At 67.1% G+C, this 17,713-nt stretch carries 15 protein-coding genes; 8 read left to right on the top strand and 7 right to left on the bottom strand.

Annotated elements, in window-relative coordinates:
• Positions 1-8: 8 nt before the first annotated feature.
• The 5 genes from L1787_RS18890 to L1787_RS18870 all read left to right on the top strand — a co-directional run bounded on the left by L1787_RS18890 (position 9) and on the right by L1787_RS18870 (position 4,961).
• Positions 9-467, top strand: coding sequence for a methylglyoxal synthase (locus L1787_RS18890; protein ID WP_235710666.1), 459 nt, complete (start codon positions 9-11; stop codon positions 465-467).
• 128 nt (positions 468-595) lie between these two features.
• Positions 596-1,465, top strand: a complete 870-nt coding sequence (locus L1787_RS18885; protein WP_235710665.1) for an MBL fold metallo-hydrolase — start codon at positions 596-598, stop codon at positions 1,463-1,465.
• A gap of 374 nt (positions 1,466-1,839) precedes the next feature.
• A complete protein-coding gene (gene groES / locus L1787_RS18880) occupies positions 1,840-2,151 on the top strand; it encodes a co-chaperone GroES (RefSeq protein WP_235710664.1) in 312 nt (103 codons plus the stop codon).
• A gap of 44 nt (positions 2,152-2,195) precedes the next feature.
• Positions 2,196-3,842 carry a chaperonin GroEL gene (gene groL / locus L1787_RS18875; RefSeq protein WP_235710663.1) on the top strand — a complete coding sequence of 549 codons (1,647 nt, stop codon included), beginning with the start codon at positions 2,196-2,198 and terminating at the stop codon, positions 3,840-3,842.
• A 189-nt stretch (positions 3,843-4,031) separates the two neighbouring features.
• Positions 4,032-4,961 carry a 50S ribosomal protein L11 methyltransferase gene (locus L1787_RS18870; protein WP_235710662.1) on the top strand — a complete coding sequence of 310 codons (930 nt, stop codon included), beginning with the start codon at positions 4,032-4,034 and terminating at the stop codon, positions 4,959-4,961.
• 22 nt (positions 4,962-4,983) lie between these two features.
• Here the strand turns inward: L1787_RS18870 and L1787_RS18865 are convergent, their stop codons facing one another.
• A complete protein-coding gene (locus tag L1787_RS18865; protein ID WP_235710661.1) occupies positions 4,984-5,205 on the bottom strand; it encodes a hypothetical protein in 222 nt (73 codons plus the stop codon).
• A gap of 258 nt (positions 5,206-5,463) precedes the next feature.
• Between L1787_RS18865 and L1787_RS18860 the strand changes: the two genes are divergently transcribed.
• Entirely contained in the window at positions 5,464-7,260 is a 1,797-nt protein-coding gene (locus tag L1787_RS18860) for an aminopeptidase P family protein (protein ID WP_369415116.1), read from the top strand.
• A gap of 48 nt (positions 7,261-7,308) precedes the next feature.
• On the opposite strand, the gene L1787_RS18855 is transcribed toward L1787_RS18860, so the two are convergent.
• Both L1787_RS18855 and L1787_RS18850 read right to left on the bottom strand, forming a co-directional pair.
• Entirely contained in the window at positions 7,309-8,952 is a 1,644-nt protein-coding gene (locus L1787_RS18855) for a chloride channel protein (RefSeq protein WP_235710659.1), read from the bottom strand.
• Between the two features lie 74 nt (positions 8,953-9,026).
• On the bottom strand, positions 9,027-9,518 hold the full coding sequence (locus L1787_RS18850) for a thioesterase family protein (RefSeq protein WP_235710658.1): 492 nt from the start codon (positions 9,516-9,518) through the stop codon (positions 9,027-9,029).
• Between the two features lie 84 nt (positions 9,519-9,602).
• On the opposite strand from L1787_RS18850, the gene L1787_RS18845 reads away from it, so the two are divergent.
• Positions 9,603-11,003 (top strand): FAD-binding oxidoreductase, encoded by a 1,401-nt coding sequence (locus tag L1787_RS18845; RefSeq protein ID WP_235710657.1) that lies wholly within the window; start codon positions 9,603-9,605, stop codon positions 11,001-11,003.
• A gap of 139 nt (positions 11,004-11,142) precedes the next feature.
• Positions 11,143-14,883, top strand: coding sequence for an AsmA family protein (locus L1787_RS26135; protein ID WP_235710656.1), 3,741 nt, complete (start codon positions 11,143-11,145; stop codon positions 14,881-14,883).
• Positions 14,884-14,965: 82 nt separating this feature from the next.
• Here the strand turns inward: L1787_RS26135 and L1787_RS18835 are convergent, their stop codons facing one another.
• The 4 genes from L1787_RS18835 to L1787_RS18825 form a co-directional block, all read right to left on the bottom strand.
• Positions 14,966-15,214: a ribbon-helix-helix domain-containing protein gene (locus L1787_RS18835; RefSeq protein ID WP_235710655.1), complete on the bottom strand. Its 249-nt coding sequence runs from the start codon at positions 15,212-15,214 to the stop codon at positions 14,966-14,968.
• Positions 15,174-15,356, bottom strand: coding sequence for a DUF4169 family protein (locus L1787_RS26130; protein WP_369415115.1), 183 nt, complete (start codon positions 15,354-15,356; stop codon positions 15,174-15,176). The genes L1787_RS18835 and L1787_RS26130 overlap by 41 nt, the downstream gene beginning before the upstream one ends.
• A gap of 3 nt (positions 15,357-15,359) precedes the next feature.
• A complete protein-coding gene (gene fumC, locus L1787_RS18830) occupies positions 15,360-16,748 on the bottom strand; it encodes a class II fumarate hydratase (protein ID WP_235710654.1) in 1,389 nt (462 codons plus the stop codon).
• Between the two features lie 188 nt (positions 16,749-16,936).
• A complete protein-coding gene (locus tag L1787_RS18825) occupies positions 16,937-17,407 on the bottom strand; it encodes a helix-turn-helix domain-containing protein (protein ID WP_235710653.1) in 471 nt (156 codons plus the stop codon).
• Positions 17,408-17,713 lie beyond the last annotated feature (306 nt).

Raw genomic sequence — 17,713 nt, 5'->3', positions numbered from 1 at the left:
CTCCGTCCATGGAAGGACAAAAGCGCATCGCCTTCTGCGCCCACGACGCCGCGAAGCAGCCGCTCGCGGCCTGGGCGTTCGCGAACGAGAAATCGCTCACCCGCCATCACCTGACGGCGACCGGCAACACCGGCCGCCTGTTGATGGAGCAGACCCGGCTGCAGCTCGACTGCCTGCGCTCCGGCGTTCTGGGTGGCGACATGGAGCTCGGCGCCCTCATCGCCGAGGGCCGGATCGACATCCTGATCTTCTTCACCGATCCGGTGACGCGCCAGCCCCACGATATCGATCCCGCACCGCTGCTGCGCGTCGCCGCGCTGTCGGAGACCGTTGTCGCGATCAACGAGGCGAGCGCCGACTTCATCATCCGCTCCGAGCTGATCGATCGCCTTTATCCGCGTCCGCACCTCGTCAAGGCGCTTCCGGCAGCGACACAGCGTCTCGACAAACGGCGGGACGTCGCCTAGCCGGCCTGATTTTTCCGAGTATTAAAGCTGATGCGCAGACAAGACCTCTGCGTATTGAAGCCTTTGTGAGGCGACAAATTCTGCAACGCCCCTATCGTGTTCGAGGTCGGCGAACCTTGGAGACGCATATGGACGTCATGTGTGGCCGCAATCTCATGGCTCGGATCTTGGGCCTGCGCCTCGTCGCGGCGTTCGCCGCATTCGTCACTCTCCTATCCCCCGCCGCGGCGCAGATGGTGTCGAACTGTCAGGCGATCGCCCGCGCGCTTCCCGACGCACGGTTCATTCCGGCCGCATTCGCGGGCGGGCCCGGCATCACCCTCGCCCAAGCCTCCGCCTATGAAGTGGCGATCAGTTATGTCGGCCATTCGACCTTCCGCATCGAGACGCCGGAAGGCGTGGTCATCGCGACCGACTATAACGGCGCTGCCGGGGCCGGCGCCGCGCCCAATATCGCGACGATGAACCACGCGCATTCGAGCCACTACACCAACACCCCCTCCCCCGAGATCGAGCACGTGCTGCGCGGCTGGAATCCGGGCGGTGGCAAGGCGGAACATTTCCTCACCTTCGGCGACGTTCTCGTGCGAAATGTGGCGACGGATATCCGTAGCTATGGCGGCCTCGAGGAGAGCGGCAACTCGATCTTCATCTTCGAGACCGCCGGGCTCTGTATCGGCCATCTCGGCCATCTTCATCAGATGCTGTCGGATGCGCAGATCGCCGAGATCGGCCGGCTCGACATCGTCTTCGTTCCGATCGACGGGACCTACACGATGAACCATGCCGGCATGATGACCGTGGTTGATCGCTTGCGCTCCTCGGTCGTCATCCCGATGCACTGGTTCGGCCAATATACGCTGTCCGCCTTCGTGAGCGAGACGCGCAATGCCGGCCTCAACGTGATGATGTTCCCGGAGGACACGTTGCGCCTCTCCCTCAACACCCTGCCCGAGCATCCGACGCTCTTCGTCCTGTCACGCGAAATCCCGTTCTGATCCGCGGGTGGCCGCGCGCTCTCGCGGGCGCGCTTTGTCGCAACCCCGGCCGATTCCGGGCTCTATCGGCGAGGAAATCGGAGAAAGTCGGCCCGCGCCCCTAACACGGCAACGTGATACCGCCTATGTGGAGGGTGATCGGAACCCGCCGCGCGACTGTTTCGCGCTCGCGGACCGGAGGCACGCGTGGCTCCTTTGGGGCTCCCGGTTCGGGCTTATCAAACGCCCCTCGCGCGCTCGCGAAACTCGGAAAACTTCGTGTCGTTCCCGTTGACACGCCGGCGAGGCCAAACTATCTGCGCCTCAACTGCTAGCACTCCTCTCGGGTGAGTGCTAACAGCGTCAAGATCGACGTTGACCCCATGAGGACAGACATGAACTTCCGTCCGCTGCACGACCGTGTCGTTGTGCGCCGCATTGAGTCCGAAGAGAAGACCAAGGGCGGGATCATCATTCCCGACACCGCCAAGGAAAAGCCGCAGGAAGGCGAAGTCGTCGCCGTCGGCCCCGGTGCTCGCAACGAGCAGGGCCAGGTCACGCCGCTCGATGTCAAGGCTGGCGATCGCGTCCTTTTCGGCAAATGGTCCGGCACCGAGGTGAAGCTCGATGGTGAAGATCTCCTCATCATGAAGGAGAGCGACATCATGGGCGTCGTCGAGGGCGCCGCCGCGAAGGCCGCCGCGTAAGTTCCGCGCACGCACCTTAGAAACGACAGTTTTAGGAGCCCACGATGGCAGCCAAAGAAGTTAAGTTTTCGACCGACGCGCGCGACAAGATGCTCCGCGGCGTCGACATTCTCGCCAACGCCGTCAAGGTGACGCTCGGCCCGAAGGGTCGCAACGTCGTCATCGAGAAGTCCTTCGGTGCCCCGCGCATCACGAAGGACGGCGTGACGGTCGCCAAGGAAATCGAGCTTGAGGACAAGTTCGAGAACATGGGCGCCCAGATGGTCCGCGAGGTCGCCTCGAAGACCAACGATCTCGCCGGCGACGGCACCACCTCGGCGACCGTTCTCGCCCAGGCGATCGTTCGGGAAGGCGCCAAGGCGGTTGCCGCCGGCATGAACCCGATGGACCTGAAGCGCGGCATCGACATGGCCGTCGCCGAGGCCATCAAGGACCTCACCAACCGTTCGCGTTCGATCAACACGCCGAACGAGGTGAGCCAGGTCGGCACGATTTCGGCCAACGGCGACAAGGAAGTGGGCGAGATGATCTCCCACGCCATGCAGAAGGTCGGCAACGAGGGTGTCATCACCGTCGAAGAGGCCAAGTCGCTCGAGACCGAACTCGAGGTCGTCGAGGGCATGCAGTTCGATCGCGGCTACATCTCGCCGTATTTCGTGACGAACGCCGAGAAGATGACCGTCGAGCTCGACGATCCCTACATTCTCATCTTCGAGAAGAAGCTCTCCAACCTCCAGGCGATGCTTCCGATCCTCGAGTCCGTCGTCCAGTCCGGCCGTCCGCTCCTCATCATTGCTGAGGACGTGGAAGGTGAGGCGCTCGCGACGCTCGTCGTCAACAAGCTCCGTGGCGGCCTGAAGGTCGCGGCCGTCAAGGCGCCGGGCTTTGGCGATCGCCGCAAGGCCATGCTCCAGGACATCGCGATCCTCACCGGTGGCCAGGTCGTCTCCGAAGACATCGGCATCAAGCTCGAGTCCGTCTCGATCGAGATGCTCGGCCGCGCCAAGAAGGTCACGATCAACAAGGACGAGACCACGATCGTCGACGGCGCCGGTGAAGCCGAAGACATCAAGGGCCGCGTCGCGCAGATCAAGCAGCAGATCGAAGAGACCACCTCCGACTACGACCGCGAGAAGCTCCAGGAGCGCCTTGCGAAGCTCGCCGGTGGTGTGGCCGTCATCCGCGTCGGTGGTGCCACCGAGGTCGAGGTGAAGGAGAAGAAGGACCGCGTCGACGACGCCCTCAACGCGACCCGTGCGGCCGTCGAGGAAGGCATCGTCCCAGGCGGCGGCGTCGCGCTCCTGCGCGCCAAGGCGGCCGTCTCCAAGCTGTCCTCCGACAACCCGGACGTTCAGGCCGGCATCAAGACCGTGCTTCGCGCGCTCGAGGCTCCGGTCCGTCAGATCGCCGAGAATGCCGGTGTTGAAGGCTCGATCGTCGTCGGCAAGATCCTCGAGAACGGCACGGACGATTACGGCTTCGACGCGCAGAACGAGGAATATGGCGACCTGATCCAGAAGGGCATCATCGACCCGACCAAGGTCGTGCGTCACGCCCTCCAGGACGCGGCGTCGATCGCCTCCCTTCTCGTCACGACCGAGGCCATGGTTGCCGAGGCGCCGAAGAAGGACTCCGGCGCGCCGGCGATGCCGGGCGGCGGCATGGGCGGCATGGGCGGCATGGACTTCTAAGTCCGACCGACCCGTCCAATCGGACAAGGAGAGAGCCGCGCCGCGTTGCGCGGCTCTTTTCGTTTCGGCCCCTCGCCGCGATGCCGGCGACGGCGCCCTCTCCGAGCCGGTGGATTTCACCCGCTCCGAAAGCGCGCTACACCCTTGCGCACAGTTGCGCCCTCCCCCTCGAAATTTCGCAAGAGAGCCATGGTCACGCGAGCCTATTGCACGATCGGCGTCGGCGACGCCTTCCAGAAACAGGCGATGATCGCCCTCGAGACGCTCGACGTTCTGGTCGACGATGGCGAGCCGATCGTGTCGGTCCACCGGCTCGACGAGGACGCGCCGTGGCTAATTGATGTGCTGTTTCAGGAGGCTGACGAATCCGCGCAACACCGCTTTCTCTCAGCGGCAAGGTCTCTTTTGCCCGATTTGCCGCCGTTCGAGTTCGATGCGCTCGCCGAACGCGATTGGGTGGCGGAGAGTCAGCGCCAGCTCCACCCGGTGAAAGCGGGCCGATTCGTCATTTACGGCTCGCATGACAGGGACAAGGTGCCGCCTTCGCGCTGGCGGATCGAGATCGACGCCGGGCGCGCCTTCGGCACGGCGCATCACGCGACGACCAAGGGCTGCCTGATGGCGCTGGAGCGGGTCGCGATCAAGGGGCCGCTCGGCACGGTGGCCGATGTCGGCACGGGGTCGGGCGTTCTCGCGATCGCCGCCGACCGGCTCGACGCCGAAGCGGTGATCGCGAGCGATATCGACCCGATCGCGGTGCGGGTCGCAAAGCGCAACGTTCAGGAAAACCGGCACTATTTCCCGATCGACGTGACCGTGGCGGCGGGGCCGGTGGCAGCCGCCGATACGGTGATCGCCAACATTCTCGCGCGTCCGCTCATCGCGATGGCGCCGAAGCTCGCGGCCTCGGCGCTCGAGACGCTGATCCTGTCGGGCCTGCGCACCGCCGACGTTCGCCGGGTGCGGGCCGCTTATCTCAATCGGGGTTTTCGCCTCGAGGACATGGTGGTCATCGAGAACTGGGCGACGCTGATCTTGAAGCGTCGCGCGCCGCACACCGGGCCGGTGCGGGGCTTGCGAGGAGAGAGCTGGCGCCCTCTCCTGGTCGCGGACGACTAATTGTCGCCGTTCTTACAGTAACTTAGTAGAACGGATAGCCGGCCGGCTGCTGCGCCTCGATCTCGGCACGGTCATAGCCGAGGCGGGCGAGCGTCTCGTCGTCGAGGCTCATCAGGTACGCCGCGACGGCACGATCGGCCTGACGCTTGCGGGAGGCGATGATCCCGGAGCCGAGACGGCTGAAGAAGCCACGCTCCTTGTCGGAGCCGGTAAGGGTGAATTCGCGAGCGGTTACAGTCGACATGGCAGCTTTACTCCAATCCTGCTGCGCTGCAGCAACCATTTTGAAAGGGGTCGGCTGCGCAGCGGCGTTGGGCCATACCTAACGATCAGGGGACTTCCCGCAACGCGCCGCCATGCATGGCTGCCTTCGCATATTGCAACGCAACAAAAGTGTGCACGCGCTGCTCACACACGGTGCGCTCACCCGCCGGCCGCTATGAGCGCTCCGCGCTCTGATCGGAGGACTTGCCGGCCGCCTTCCTTCGCGCAAATGTCAGCCATGCCGTTCCAGACCTTCGACCCTCCCTCCGTCGCCGCCGATGCCCTGGCCGATCGTGTCGCCAGGCTCCGCCATCTCTTTGACGCCCTCGGGGTCGACGGGTTCGTCGTCCCGCACGAGGACGCCTATCAGAGCGAGTATCTCCCCGCCTCGGAGGAGCGTCTCGCCTATATGACGGGCTTCACCGGATCAGCGGGCCGCGCCATCATCTTGAAGGAGACGGCGCTCTTCATCACCGATGGGCGCTACACGATCCAAGCCGACGCGCAGGTGCCGGGCGACATCTTCACCCGGGTCAGCGACGCGAAGGCGGCCGAGACCTGGATGAAGGCGCACCTTGCCGGCCTCTCCCTCGGCATCGATCCCAAGCTCCATAGCCGGGCCGACCTCGAGGCGCTGCAAAAGCGCGCGAAGGATCTCACCCTCGTCCACCTCGAATCGAACCCCGTCGACGAGATCTGGACCGATCGCCCCGCCCCGCCCCGCGGCAAGGTGCGCCTCCACCCGATCGAGATCGCCGGTGAGAGCGCCGAGGCGAAGATCGCCGCCGTCCGCGAGACGATGACGGGTGACGCCGTCTTCGTCGCCGAGAGCGACGCCGTGAGCTGGCTCCTCAATTGGCGCGGGTCCGACATCGCCCACACGCCTCTCGTGCTGTCCCGCGTGTTCATTCCGCGCGAGGGGAAGATCACCGTCTTCGTCGACCCGGAGAAGGTGCCCGACGCGGTGATGGACGCCGTCGCCCCGTTCGCCACCATCGTGCCGCCCGAGGCCTTCCTCGCGACCCTCGCCGCCCTCTCGGAAGGGCTGACGGTCGAGGCGGACGTCGCGCGCTCCTCCGACGCCGCCCTCGCCGCGATCGAGGCGGGCGGCCGGCTCTCCGCCGTCACCGATCCCACGCTGCGCCTCAAGGCGGTGAAGAACCCCGCCGAGCTCGCCGGCATGCGCGCCGCACATCAGCGGGACGGCGTCGCCCTCACCCGCTTCCTCGCCTGGCTCGACGAGAACGCCGTCGGCCGAAGCGAGATCGACCTCGTCGAAAAGCTCGAAGCCTTCCGGCGCGAGGTCGGCGCGGTCGACATCTCGTTCGACACGATCGCCGGTTCGGGCCCCAACAGCGCCATCGTGCACTATCGTGTCGACCGCTCGACGAACCGAACGATCGAGGCCGGCGACCCGGTGCTGATCGATTCCGGCGCGCAATATCCCGACGGGACGACGGACGTCACCCGCACCATCGCCGCCGGCGATCCGGGTGAGGTGTTCCGCATCCAGTTCACCCGCGTCCTCAAGGGGATGATCGCCGTCTCCCTCGCCCGCTTCCCGGAGGGGACGATGGGCTCCGAGCTCGACCCCCTCGCCCGCATCGCCCTCTGGCGCGCGGGGCACGACTTCAAGCACGGGACGGGGCATGGCGTCGGCGCTCACCTTTCGGTGCATGAGGGACCGCAATCGATCTCGAAGCGCGGCCGCGTCGCGCTCGAGCCCGGCATGGTGATCTCCAACGAGCCGGGCGACTATCACACCGGCGCCTACGGGATCCGGATCGAGAATCTCGTCCTCGTTCGGGAGGCGACCGTGCCGCCGGGCGGTGTCATCGCGATGCACCGCTTCGAGACGTTGACCCTCGCCCCGATCGACACGCGCCTCATCGTCCCGAATATCCTGACGCCGGATGAACTCGGCTGGCTCGATTGCTACCACGCCCGCGTCCGCGGCGCGCTGTCCGGCGATCTCGACGCCAAGGAACGCGACTGGCTGGAGGCGCGGACGCGGCCCGTCGCCGCGATCCTTTAGGCGGCGGCGCCGCGAGGGGAGCGGGAGCACCGGCCGGCGCTCCGCGGACTATTTGTGCTCCTCCTCGCTCGTCTCGACGAGGAGGCGGTTATAGGCCCGCAGCGCCTGAATGTGGCTCACCGTTCCCACCAGGGTGCCCCGTTCGCGCGGATCGACGACATAAAGGAGGTCCGCGCCCGTGTCATTGAAACCGCGGAGCGCGGTCTCCAGCGTGTCGTTGGATCGCAGCGTGTTGCTCTCCGCCACGTCGACCAGCGGCTCCGGCTCGGGCCGCGCCGTCATGAAGCTCGACACCATGATGGTCTTCAGGAAATAGCGGTGCGGTCCGCTGGCGAGGACGATGCCGCGCGTTTCGAGCTGATAGTGGAAATAGGACCGGCCGTGGACCGCGAGATGCAGCCCGGTCGCGATCGACACGGTGAGGAGGAGCGCGATCGAGAGCGCGTAACCGCCGGTCAGCTCGAACACGATCACCGTCGTCGAGATCGGCGCGCCGAGGAGCGCGGACGCGACGGCGCCCATGCCGAGGATCGCGTAGAGGCCGTGCTGTGAGGCAAGCTCCGGAAAGGCCATCGCGGCGATGAGGCCGAAGGCTCCGCCGGTCATCGCGCCGAGATAAAGGGACGGGCTGAAGATGCCGCCGCCGAAGCGTGAGGCGAGCGTGATGGCGGTCGCGAGGATCTTCACCACCACGAGCATGATCATGGTGGTCATCGCGAAGTGGCCGTGCAGCGCGGTATCGGTCGCCTCGTAACCGACGCTGAGGATTTCCGGCACGAAAACGCCGATCGTCCCGACGATGAGCCCGCCGAGCACCGGCCGGAACCACGCCGGCATCCGAATCTGGCGGGCGGTCTCGTCGAACACGATCAGGGCGAACTGGAAGGTGATGGCGACGCCGGCCGCGACCACGCCGAGAAGGGCGAAGGCCGGCATCTCCCAATAGGAGCCGATCGAATATTGCGGAATCTGGAAGGCCGCGACATCGCCGATGAAGAGAAGACGCGCGACCAGCGTTCCCGAAACCGACGCGATCACGATCGGAACGAAGGCGCTCACCGCATAGTGGCGCAGGATCACCTCGTGCGCGAAGAGGACGCCGGCGATCGGCGCGTTGAACGAGGCGGAGATCGCGCTCGCCGCGCCGCAAGCGAGGATGATGCGCCCGGCCTGAGGGGACAGTTGGGCGATCCGCGTCAACCCGACGGCGAGCGTCGCGCCGAGATGGACGACCGGCCCCTCGCGGCCGGCAGAAGCGCCTGCGCCGAGCGAGATGACGGTCGCGAGCGCGGACCAGAGCCCGTTCTTCGCGCTTACCCCGTGACCGCCCCGCGCCGAGGCCTCGATGACGTCGGCGACGCCGCCGGGCCGCCGGCCGGTGAGGACATAGGTGTTGAGGAGGCCCACCACGAGGCCGCCCACAGTCGTCGCCGCGACGATCCGCCACCAAGGCTGCGCGGCGATCGCATCGAGAGTGTACTCGCTGAACTCGCCGAGCCAGAGCCATTGGACCGCCCCGATGCCGAGACGGAAGACCACGGCCGCCGCCCCCACCGCCGCGCCGACGGCAAGGGCGAAGAGCCACATGACGGGATTCCGGTCGGCGAGGAAGGCGAGAATGTTCTCGCCCGTCCGCGAATAGGTGGTGCGCACCCAGCCTTGCCCGGCCTGCAGCTTTCGCAACAGACGCATAAACCGCCCGGCCGGAGCGCGACCGGGCGCCTCACCGCGCTCCTGCGGATCCGAAGGCTCGGCGCCACCGTCCATCAGGACAGCGGACTGATACGGCGCCCCGCCATCGGTGGTTCGCCGGCCGCCTTGTGCGCCTCGATCATGGCGTCGGCCGCCGCCCCCGCATCGGCGGGGATCGCCGCCGAACGGCGTTCGTTGAGGTCCACATGGACGAAGAGGCTCTCGGAGGTCGCGGCGAGTTCGCCGTCCTCGAGCACCATCGTCTGGAAGACGTGGAGGCGCTTCTGATCCCGGCTGAGAAGCTGGAAACTGACGCTCACTTTATCGTGCGCCTGCACCTCGCGGCGATACACGACATGGGTTTCGACGTTGAAGACGCTCGCATTGTGCTTGTCACGATAGCTGTCCCCGAGCCCGATCATTTCGAGCGCGAGGTCCACCGTGCGGTCGAACATCACGTGATAGTAGGCCATATTGAGATGGCCGTTGGCGTCCAGCCACCCGAGCTCAATCGAAAACGGGTCCGACCAGACGAGCGGAGCTGTGGCTCCGGAGGTATTCAGCATGGCTCCCTTTCCTGCGATCCTGTTGTGATCATGGCGCATTTTGCTAGGGTGTTGCAAAAGCCTCACAACGATGGAACCGGGAAAATGGCGCTGCCGTTAAGACGCCCTTCGCGCAACGACAATGGAATTGCATTGGCGGTGCCGATCCTCAAGGAGCGCTTTGGCGAGCGTTGCGACCTCGGCGAGGCGATGCGTGCCCAGCACGGCCATACGACGACATGGCTGCCGACCGAATCGCCCGACGCCGTTATTTTCGTGGAAAGCACGGAGGAGGTCGTCGAAATCGTCGATCTGTGCCGCGCCCATGCCGTGCCGATCATCCCATTCGGCGTCGGCACCTCCCTCGAAGGGCACGTCAACGCGCCGGCGGGCGGCATCTCGATCGATTTCTCCCACATGAACCGCGTCCTCGACGTGCATGAGGAAGACCTCACCTGCACCGTCGAGCCCGGCGTCACCCGCAAGCAGCTTAACGAATATCTGCGCGATCGCGGCCTTTTCTTCCCCATCGACCCGGGCGCCGATGCGACCATCGGCGGCATGGCCGCGACCCGCGCCTCCGGCACCAACGCCGTCCGCTACGGGACGATGCGCGACAATGTGATCTCGCTCGAGGCCGTGATGGCCGACGGCCAGGTGATTCGCACCGCGAGCCGGGCGAAGAAATCCTCCGCCGGCTACGACATCACCCGCCTCCTGATCGGCTCGGAAGGCACGCTCGGCATCATCACGAAGATCACGCTGAAGCTGTCCGGCATCCCGGAGGCGATCTCCGCGGCGGTCTGCCCCTTCCCCTCGGTGGAAGCGGCCTGCAACGCGACGATCATGACCATCCAGTGCGGCATTCCCGTCGCCCGCATCGAGCTTCTCGACGCGTTGCAGATGCGCGCCGTCAACGCCTATTCCAAGCTCGACCTTCCCGAGCAGCCGACCCTTTTCCTCGAGTTTCACGGCTCAGAGGCCGGCGTGAAGGAACAGGCCGAGGCCGTTTCGGCGATCGCCGAGGATCTCGGCGGCGGTCCGTTCACCTATTCGACCCGGCCGGAGGACCGCAGCAAGCTCTGGCAGGCGCGGCATGATGCCTATTGGGCCTCGCTCGGCCTGCGCCCCGGCGCCGCCGGCATCTCGACGGACGTGTGCGTCCCGATCTCGCGCCTCGCCGAGTGCGTCGAGGAGACGCGGGCCGATCTCGTGGAGCTCGATCTCATCGCCCCGATCGTCGGCCATGTGGGGGACGGCAATTTCCACACCCTCCTTCTCGTCGACCGGGACGATGCGGACGAGCGGGCCCGCGCCGCGCTCTATATGGAGCGTCTCGCCGAGCGCGCGGTCCGCATGGAGGGCACCTGCACGGGCGAGCACGGCATCGGCCAGGGCAAGATGAAATATCTGCGCCAGGAACTCGGCGGCACCGTCGACGTGATGAAGGCGATCAAAGCGACGCTCGATCCGCACGATATCCTGAACCCGGGGAAGATCTTCTGATCGCACGGTCAGGCGCGCTTCGGCGCGCGCCTCCGCCCCATCGTCCGCCCTATCGTCCGCGACGACAGCAAGGAGCCACCATCCCGTCCCATCCCGATCCCGCGCCGGTGACGGGCGCGTCAGGCAACGAGGCTATCGCGTGAATTGGATCGTCATCACGTTCGGCGTTGCGTTGGTTATGGCGCTGACGGCAGCGCTCGTCGGTCCGCATTTCGTGGATTGGACGCTTTACCGGACCAGCATCGAGGCGAACGCCGAGCGCGTCCTCGGCACCCGCGTCGCCGTCGAGGGAGAGGCCGATATCCGCCTTCTCCCTCGCCCGCGTATCCGGTTGTCCGACGTGCGGATCGGCCCCGAGGACGCGCCTTTGATGGAGGCGGAGACGGTCGAGCTCGACATCGACCTCGCCCCGCTCTTCAGCGGCGCGCTCTCCATCCGCGACATGCGGCTCGACCGGCCGACGATCTTCGTTCGGGTCGAGCCGGATGGACGCTTCGCCGTTCCCGACCTCACGGCCGAGCGGCGGTTCGGCTCCCTCTTCGACGCGTCCGACGTCAAGGTCGAGGAGGTCGAGGTGGAGGGCCTCAGCGCCTCGATCCACGATGCACGAACCGGTATTACCCGCACGCTCGACGGCATCGACCTCACCGGCAGCGCCCGTTCGCTGCGCGGTCCGTTCAACGTCAACGGCTCGCTCGCGCTCGGCGGCACGCTGAACGCCTTCCGCATCGCCGGTGGCGCGCTCGATGCGAACGGCACGATGGCGCTCTCCGCCCGCCTCGCCCCGGCCGATGGCGGTCCGACGATCACCCTCGACGGCGCGCTCGATCCCGCGCCCTCCGCCCCGTCGGTGAGTGGACGCCTCGTGATGGCCGGCAATGGGCCGACGCCGTTCACGATCGACGGTCACCTCTCGCTCGACAGCGCGACCGCCATCCTCTCCCGGACGACGCTGCGTTACGGGCCGACCGGAGCGCCGTTGGAGCTGTCGGGCCGGGCCGAATATCACCTCACTGCGAACGAGCCCGTCTGGATCGCGCTCGAATCGCGTCAGGTCGATCTCGACCGGATCGACCGCGTCCTCGCCGGGGAGGATCCGTCCGACGCCGTATCGACGCCGCAGGCCCGTCCCCCGCGCGAGGCCTTCACGCGGCTCCTCGCCCACCTCTCTCCCTTCTTCGCCGACATCGGCGGCGCGCTGCCGCGCCTTCCCCTCTCGGCTCAGATCGATATCGGTACGATCGTCTCCGGCGGCTCGCTGGTGCGCGACGTGTCGGTCGCGCTCAACACCTCGCTCAACGGCCTCGTGATCGAGCGGGCCGAAGCGCTCTTTCCGGGCGACAGTCTGATCGACACCAACGGCATCGTCCGGGACGGGGCCTATCAAGGCGCAATCCGTGCGCGTGCCTCGCAGCCGACGACGCTCATCCGCTGGTGGACCGGCGAGCCGGTTGCCGAGACCGTGATCCAGCCGATCCTGATCGAGGCGGATCTCGACGCCTCGGCCCGCAGCGTGGAGGCCCAGCGCCTGCGCGTGCGGATCGGGGATACGGCGGCGAGCGGGCGGGCGCGCTATCGTCCCGCCCCGGCGGACGGAAATGCGGTGTTCGACGTCGCCCTCAACGCCCCGCTCCTCAACCTCGCCGACATCGTGTCGAGCTCGCAGCTCCTCTCCCTCGCGGGACTGTCGGCCGAGGCTGGGGCCGACATCCTCCTCGACCTTTCGGTCGACCGTTTGCGCCTCGGCTCGGTGGAAGGCTCCTCGCTGACGATCGACGCCGACTATCGGGACGATACGCTGACGATCGACGCCTTGGTCGCGGACAATATCGCCGGCGCGCAGGTGTTCGCGTCGGGCACCATCGGCAACCTCACCCAAGCGCCCGTCGGGACGATCGACGGCACCTTGCTCCTCGCCGACGGCGCCGCCCTCGCCGCCGGCCTCGCGCAGGTCTTTCCGGGAAGCGACATTGCCGCGAAGCTCGCCTCGGTCGTTCCGTCCTTCACGCCGGGCGACGTGCGCTTCTCCGTCGTGGGGCGGCCCGGCGAGCGGCGGCAGGATCTGTCGGTGACGCTCTCCGGCGCACTCGGCGGCACCGCCTTGTCGCTGTCGGCGACCGGCGCGCCCTTCGAAGGCGAATGGGCAACGCGCCCCCTCGCCCTCCGCCTCGAGGCCAGCAATCCCGACGCGGTGACCTTGATGCGTCAGCTCGGCTTCTCCGCCGGGGATCTCGAGACGGCTTCGCCCGGCGAGCTTCGCCTCACCGCCGACGGCCGCGCCGTCACCGGCATCGACCTCGACGCCTCCCTCGCCGCGGCCGGCGCCCATCTGAGTTTCGACGGATCGGCGCGCTTCGACGGCCGCCTCGGATGGGACGGCCAACTCGAAGCCTCCGCCGCCGCCCTGCCGGCGATCGGCACCCTTGTCGGAACCACGCTCCCCGACGCCGGCCCGGTGCGCCTCTCGGGCACCCTCGGCGACGATGGCGAGGGCGGGATGCGGCTCGACGATCTGCGGGCGAGCCTTGCCGGCGTCACCGCCAGCGGGACCCTCGCGGGAAGCCGGGCCGGCATCGACGGACGCTTGACGCTCGGCCCCCTCGACCTCGAACGGCTAACGACCCTCGCTCTCGGCCCCGACGCGTGGACGGAAAACGACACCGCCCCTTGGCCGACCACGACCTTCGGCGCGCCGCTGCTGCCGGCGATCCCCGTCGATCTCGCGATCTCCGCGAGCGCACTCACCGTCGCCGGCCAACGCATCGGCGATGCCCGTTTCGACCTCGGCCTCACCTCCGACCGTCTGTCGATCGCCGGCCTCGAAGGCATGCTCGCGGGGGGCACCGTCGCGGGCGATCTCACCCTGTCGCGGGAGGGAACGCTCGCGCGGCTCGATGCGTCGGTCGCGCTCTCCGACGTCGCGCTCGCCAACCTCGTGCCGCGCCGCGATGGTCGCCCGGTCGCGACCGGGGCGCTGACGGCGACGCTCGACGCCGATGCCTCGGGCTACACCGTCGCCGATCTCGTCAACAGCCTTTCGGGCAGCGGCGGTCTCACGCTGCGGAGCGGCCGCTTCGCCGACCTCGACCCGGCGCCGCTTTCCCTCCCCGACACGGCGATCGACGGGGCGCAGATCAGCGAACGCGTGGTCGCGCACCTCGACGCCGGCGACCTCGCCTTCACGACGGCAGAGGCGCGCCTCGATCTTGTCAACGGAACCCTCAATCTGCGCGATCCGGCGATCGCGCCGGACGGAGCGCTCCGGCTCGTCGACGCCTCGATCGATCTTGCGGTGCAACGAATGGTGAGCAACTGGCAGATCGCGGCGGCCGATCCGGGGGCACCGCCGGTCGGGCTGAGGATCGGCGGCCCGTTCGCAGCGCCGGATCGCACCGTGGAGAGCGCAGCGCTCGCCGCATGGCTCAACCTGCGTGACCTCCAGCGCCAGATCGAACAGGTGGAGGAGCAAAACCAGGAGCTCGCCGCCGAGGCCGACGCTCGCGACGCCGCCCTTCCCGCCGCGCCCGCGCCTGCCGATCGAGATGCGGCCGGCCCGGCGGCTCCGAACGCCGACACCTCGGCCGAAACGCCGCCCGCGGGCGATGCGGACGAGGCCGATCCGACGCCCGCCCCGCCCCCCGGCGACGCGGCGACCGCCCCCCAGCGCGGCGCGGCGCTTGAGCCGGCCGGACGGGATGCCATCGGCGCATTACTCAGCGGCCTCGACGAGCCGAAGAGCCCTTACGAGGCGAGACGGGGCGCCAGAGAGCGGACGAGCGAGGAATTGCGCCGCTCGGCCGGTGACGCGGCCGCCCCGGACACGGCAAACCCGCGCCCCTTCCCGATGCGGCCCGAAGATGCGCCCATCGGCGCCGATTGAGGCGCCGATCCGCGTTCGGTCATCGCCGTCACCCACGAAAAAGGCCCGCCCCGGGGGGCGAGCCTTTCGTGCGATTGCTCGCTCAGTCTTTTCGCTCTGCGGTGAACGCCCAACGCAGCACCGCGACGCGGAGGGCGGAGGCGAGCGAACCGGCCTCCCGCCGCCTGTCGACCGAGGCGATGAGGGCGGCCGTCGACAGCCCCTCCTCGCTCGCCCAGCGCTGTAGCGCGTCCCAAAAAGCCGGCTCCAGCGCAACGCTGGTCGCATGGCCATGAAGGACCACCGAGCGCTTACTGAGACCGGTCGATCCGGTGCGCGTCGAGTTTGGCATTGAGTTTCGCGCCTTCGCCGTCGTCACGCTCCTTCTCATCTCGGGTTCGCCCGAACGTCGCGCGCCTTTCGGCTGCGGTGGCCTTCTTGGCCTCCCGCTCACGCTGTTTTCGCACGCGCCTGAGATTGATGACAGAGCTCATCGATCAGGCGGGGCCGATCATTTTCTCGGGACGCACGACGCGATCGAAGGTCGCCTCGTCGACGAAGCCGCCGCCGACGGCCTCCTCGCGCAGCGTCGTCCCCTTCTTGTGGGCGAGCTTGGCGATCTTCGTCGCGTTGTCATAGCCGATCTCGGGGGCGAGCGCGGTCACGAGCATCAGCGAGCGCTCCATGAGATCCTGGATCCGCTCCCGGTTCGCCTCGATGCCGACGACGCAATGATCGGTGAAGCTCATCGCCCCGTCGGTGAGGAGCCGGACCGACTGGAGGAACGCATCGATCATGACGGGCTTGTAGACGTTCAGCTCGAAATGGCCCTGGCTGCCGGCGACGGTGATCGTCGTCTGATTGCCGAAGACGCGGCAGGCGAGCATCGTCAGCGCCTCGCACTGGGTCGGGTTCACCTTGCCGGGCATGATCGAGGAGCCGGGCTCGTTCTCCGGCAGCGACAGCTCGGCGAGGCCGGAGCGCGGCCCGGAGCCCAGAAGGCGGATATCGTTCGCGATCTTGAAGAGCGCGGTCGCGGCCGTGTTGAGCGCGCCATGGGCGGCGACGAACGCATCGTGCGCGGCGAGCACGGCGAACTTGTTCGGCGCCGTCACGAAGGGGAGCTTGGTGATGTCGGCGATCTCGGCGGCGACACCCTCGGCAAAGCCCGGCTTCGCGTTGAGGCCGGTGCCGACGGCAGTGCCGCCCTGCGGCAGCGGCAGGAGGCCGGCGAGCGAGGCCTCGACCTGCTGGATCGCGAAATCGAGCTGCGCGACATAGCCGGAGAATTCCTGCTCCAGCGTCAGCGGGGTGGCGTCCTGGGTGTGGGTGCGGCCGATCTTGATGATGCCGGCGAAGCTCTTGCCCTTCGCGTCGAGCGCGTCACGCAGGTGCTTCAGCGCGGGAACGAGCCGGTGCGTCACCTCCTCGACGGCGGCGACGTGCATCGCGGTCGGGAACGTGTCGTTGGACGACTGGGAGCGGTTCACATGGTCGTTGGGATGAACCGGATCCTTGGAGCCGACGGTTCCGCCGAGGCGCTCGATCGCGAGGTTCGAGATCACCTCGTTGGCGTTCATGTTGGATTGGGTGCCCGACCCCGTCTGATAGATGACGAGCGGAAACTCATCGTCCATCTCGCCGGCAATCACCTTATCGGCGGCGGCGGCGATGGCATCGGCGATCTTCGGGTCGAGATTGCCGAGATCCTTGTTGGCGAGCGCGGCCGCTTTCTTGACGATGCCGAGCGCGCGGATCACGGGGGCCGGCATCTTGTCGGTGCCGATCTTGAAATTGATCAGGCTCCGCGCGGTCTGCGCGCCCCAATAGCGTTCGCTGGGAACCTCGAGGGGTCCAAAGGAGTCGGTTTCGGTTCTGGTGCTCATCCGCGCAAGGCCTCGTATTTCTTACGTGCCAGATAGCAGCGATCGGACGGCCCTTCCAACGACTTTCGCGCGTAATTTTGCGAACCGGGCTGTGTCAGCCCTTGATCGGCAAGCTTCGAGGCTGCCTCGGCGCGCCGTCCCGTTCGGCCGAGGGGCTCGGCCAGGTGGGCGCGCCGGTGCGGCCGTGATCAGGCCGGCTCGTCCGAGCGAGCGGACGACGAGGTCTCGGCGATCGCTTCGATGATGCCGACGGCCTTCTGCTTCAAATGCGGGTCGCTGATGCTCGCGAACGCGCGCACCAGACGGACCGTCGCCGGGTCGCTGAGCGCCTGTGCGAGCGGCGACGCGTCGCTGTTGCGCGGCAGCGCGTGCTCGGACGCACCGTCGAAGAAGTACGTGATCGGCGCCTGCAAGACGAGGGCGATCTGATGGAGCCGGCTCGCCCCGATACGGTTGGTGCCGCGCTCGTATTTCTGAACCTGCTGGAACGTGATGCCGAGTTGATCGGCAAGCTTTTCCTGGCTCAGGCCGAGCTCCAAGCGGCGAAGGCGCACACGCGATCCAACATGACTGTCAACGGAGTTGGCAGAGCGCTGGTTCGGTACGTTTTCAGGTCGCGACTCCGACATGGTGTTCCGTTCAGCCGACGCGTTGGTCATTCCTAAATATCCTCACTGGTCCCAGTTCGGACTGAGCCGGGCACATTGGCGCAATCCGAGTGAATTGGACGTGACGGATTCACTGCAACACTCAACGAGCCCAACCCCACCCCACGAGGATGGACTTGAATTCATGAACATTACTTCGCCGACGAGATTGCGCTTTGGGGACGTAACTGATCCGGGCTGAATCGACAACCCAATACAGTGTATACTTCCCAATTCGCCCATCCCGATGGAGCTCCGTTGTGCCAAACCCCATTCGATTTGGCATATGCAATTAAACGTCACGTCGTGATCACGCAA

Source organism: Acuticoccus kalidii, from assembly GCF_021556395.1.
Taxonomy (GTDB): domain Bacteria; phylum Pseudomonadota; class Alphaproteobacteria; order Rhizobiales; family Amorphaceae; genus Acuticoccus; species Acuticoccus kalidii.
Note: the sequence above shows the minus strand (reverse complement) of the source record. Positions and strands in the feature narration are given on the sequence as shown.

Excerpts from the sequence above, each read along its gene's own strand:
- L1787_RS18890 (WP_235710666.1), top strand. The coding sequence starts at position 9 with ATGGAAGGACAAAAGCGCATCGCCTTCTGCGCCCACGACGCCGCGAAG.
- L1787_RS18885 (WP_235710665.1), top strand. The coding sequence starts at position 596 with ATGGACGTCATGTGTGGCCGCAATCTCATGGCTCGGATCTTGGGCCTG.
- groES (WP_235710664.1), top strand. The coding sequence starts at position 1,840 with ATGAACTTCCGTCCGCTGCACGACCGTGTCGTTGTGCGCCGCATTGAG.
- groL (WP_235710663.1), top strand. The coding sequence starts at position 2,196 with ATGGCAGCCAAAGAAGTTAAGTTTTCGACCGACGCGCGCGACAAGATG.
- L1787_RS18870 (WP_235710662.1), top strand. The coding sequence starts at position 4,032 with ATGGTCACGCGAGCCTATTGCACGATCGGCGTCGGCGACGCCTTCCAG.
- L1787_RS18865 (WP_235710661.1), bottom strand. The coding sequence starts at position 5,205 with ATGTCGACTGTAACCGCTCGCGAATTCACCCTTACCGGCTCCGACAAG.
- L1787_RS18860 (WP_369415116.1), top strand. The coding sequence starts at position 5,464 with ATGCCGTTCCAGACCTTCGACCCTCCCTCCGTCGCCGCCGATGCCCTG.
- L1787_RS18855 (WP_235710659.1), bottom strand. The coding sequence starts at position 8,952 with ATGCGTCTGTTGCGAAAGCTGCAGGCCGGGCAAGGCTGGGTGCGCACC.
- L1787_RS18850 (WP_235710658.1), bottom strand. The coding sequence starts at position 9,518 with ATGCTGAATACCTCCGGAGCCACAGCTCCGCTCGTCTGGTCGGACCCG.
- L1787_RS18845 (WP_235710657.1), top strand. The coding sequence starts at position 9,603 with ATGGCGCTGCCGTTAAGACGCCCTTCGCGCAACGACAATGGAATTGCA.
- L1787_RS18835 (WP_235710655.1), bottom strand. The coding sequence starts at position 15,214 with ATGCCAAACTCGACGCGCACCGGATCGACCGGTCTCAGTAAGCGCTCG.
- L1787_RS26130 (WP_369415115.1), bottom strand. The coding sequence starts at position 15,356 with ATGAGCTCTGTCATCAATCTCAGGCGCGTGCGAAAACAGCGTGAGCGG.
- fumC (WP_235710654.1), bottom strand. The coding sequence starts at position 16,748 with ATGAGCACCAGAACCGAAACCGACTCCTTTGGACCCCTCGAGGTTCCC.
- L1787_RS18825 (WP_235710653.1), bottom strand. The coding sequence starts at position 17,407 with ATGACCAACGCGTCGGCTGAACGGAACACCATGTCGGAGTCGCGACCT.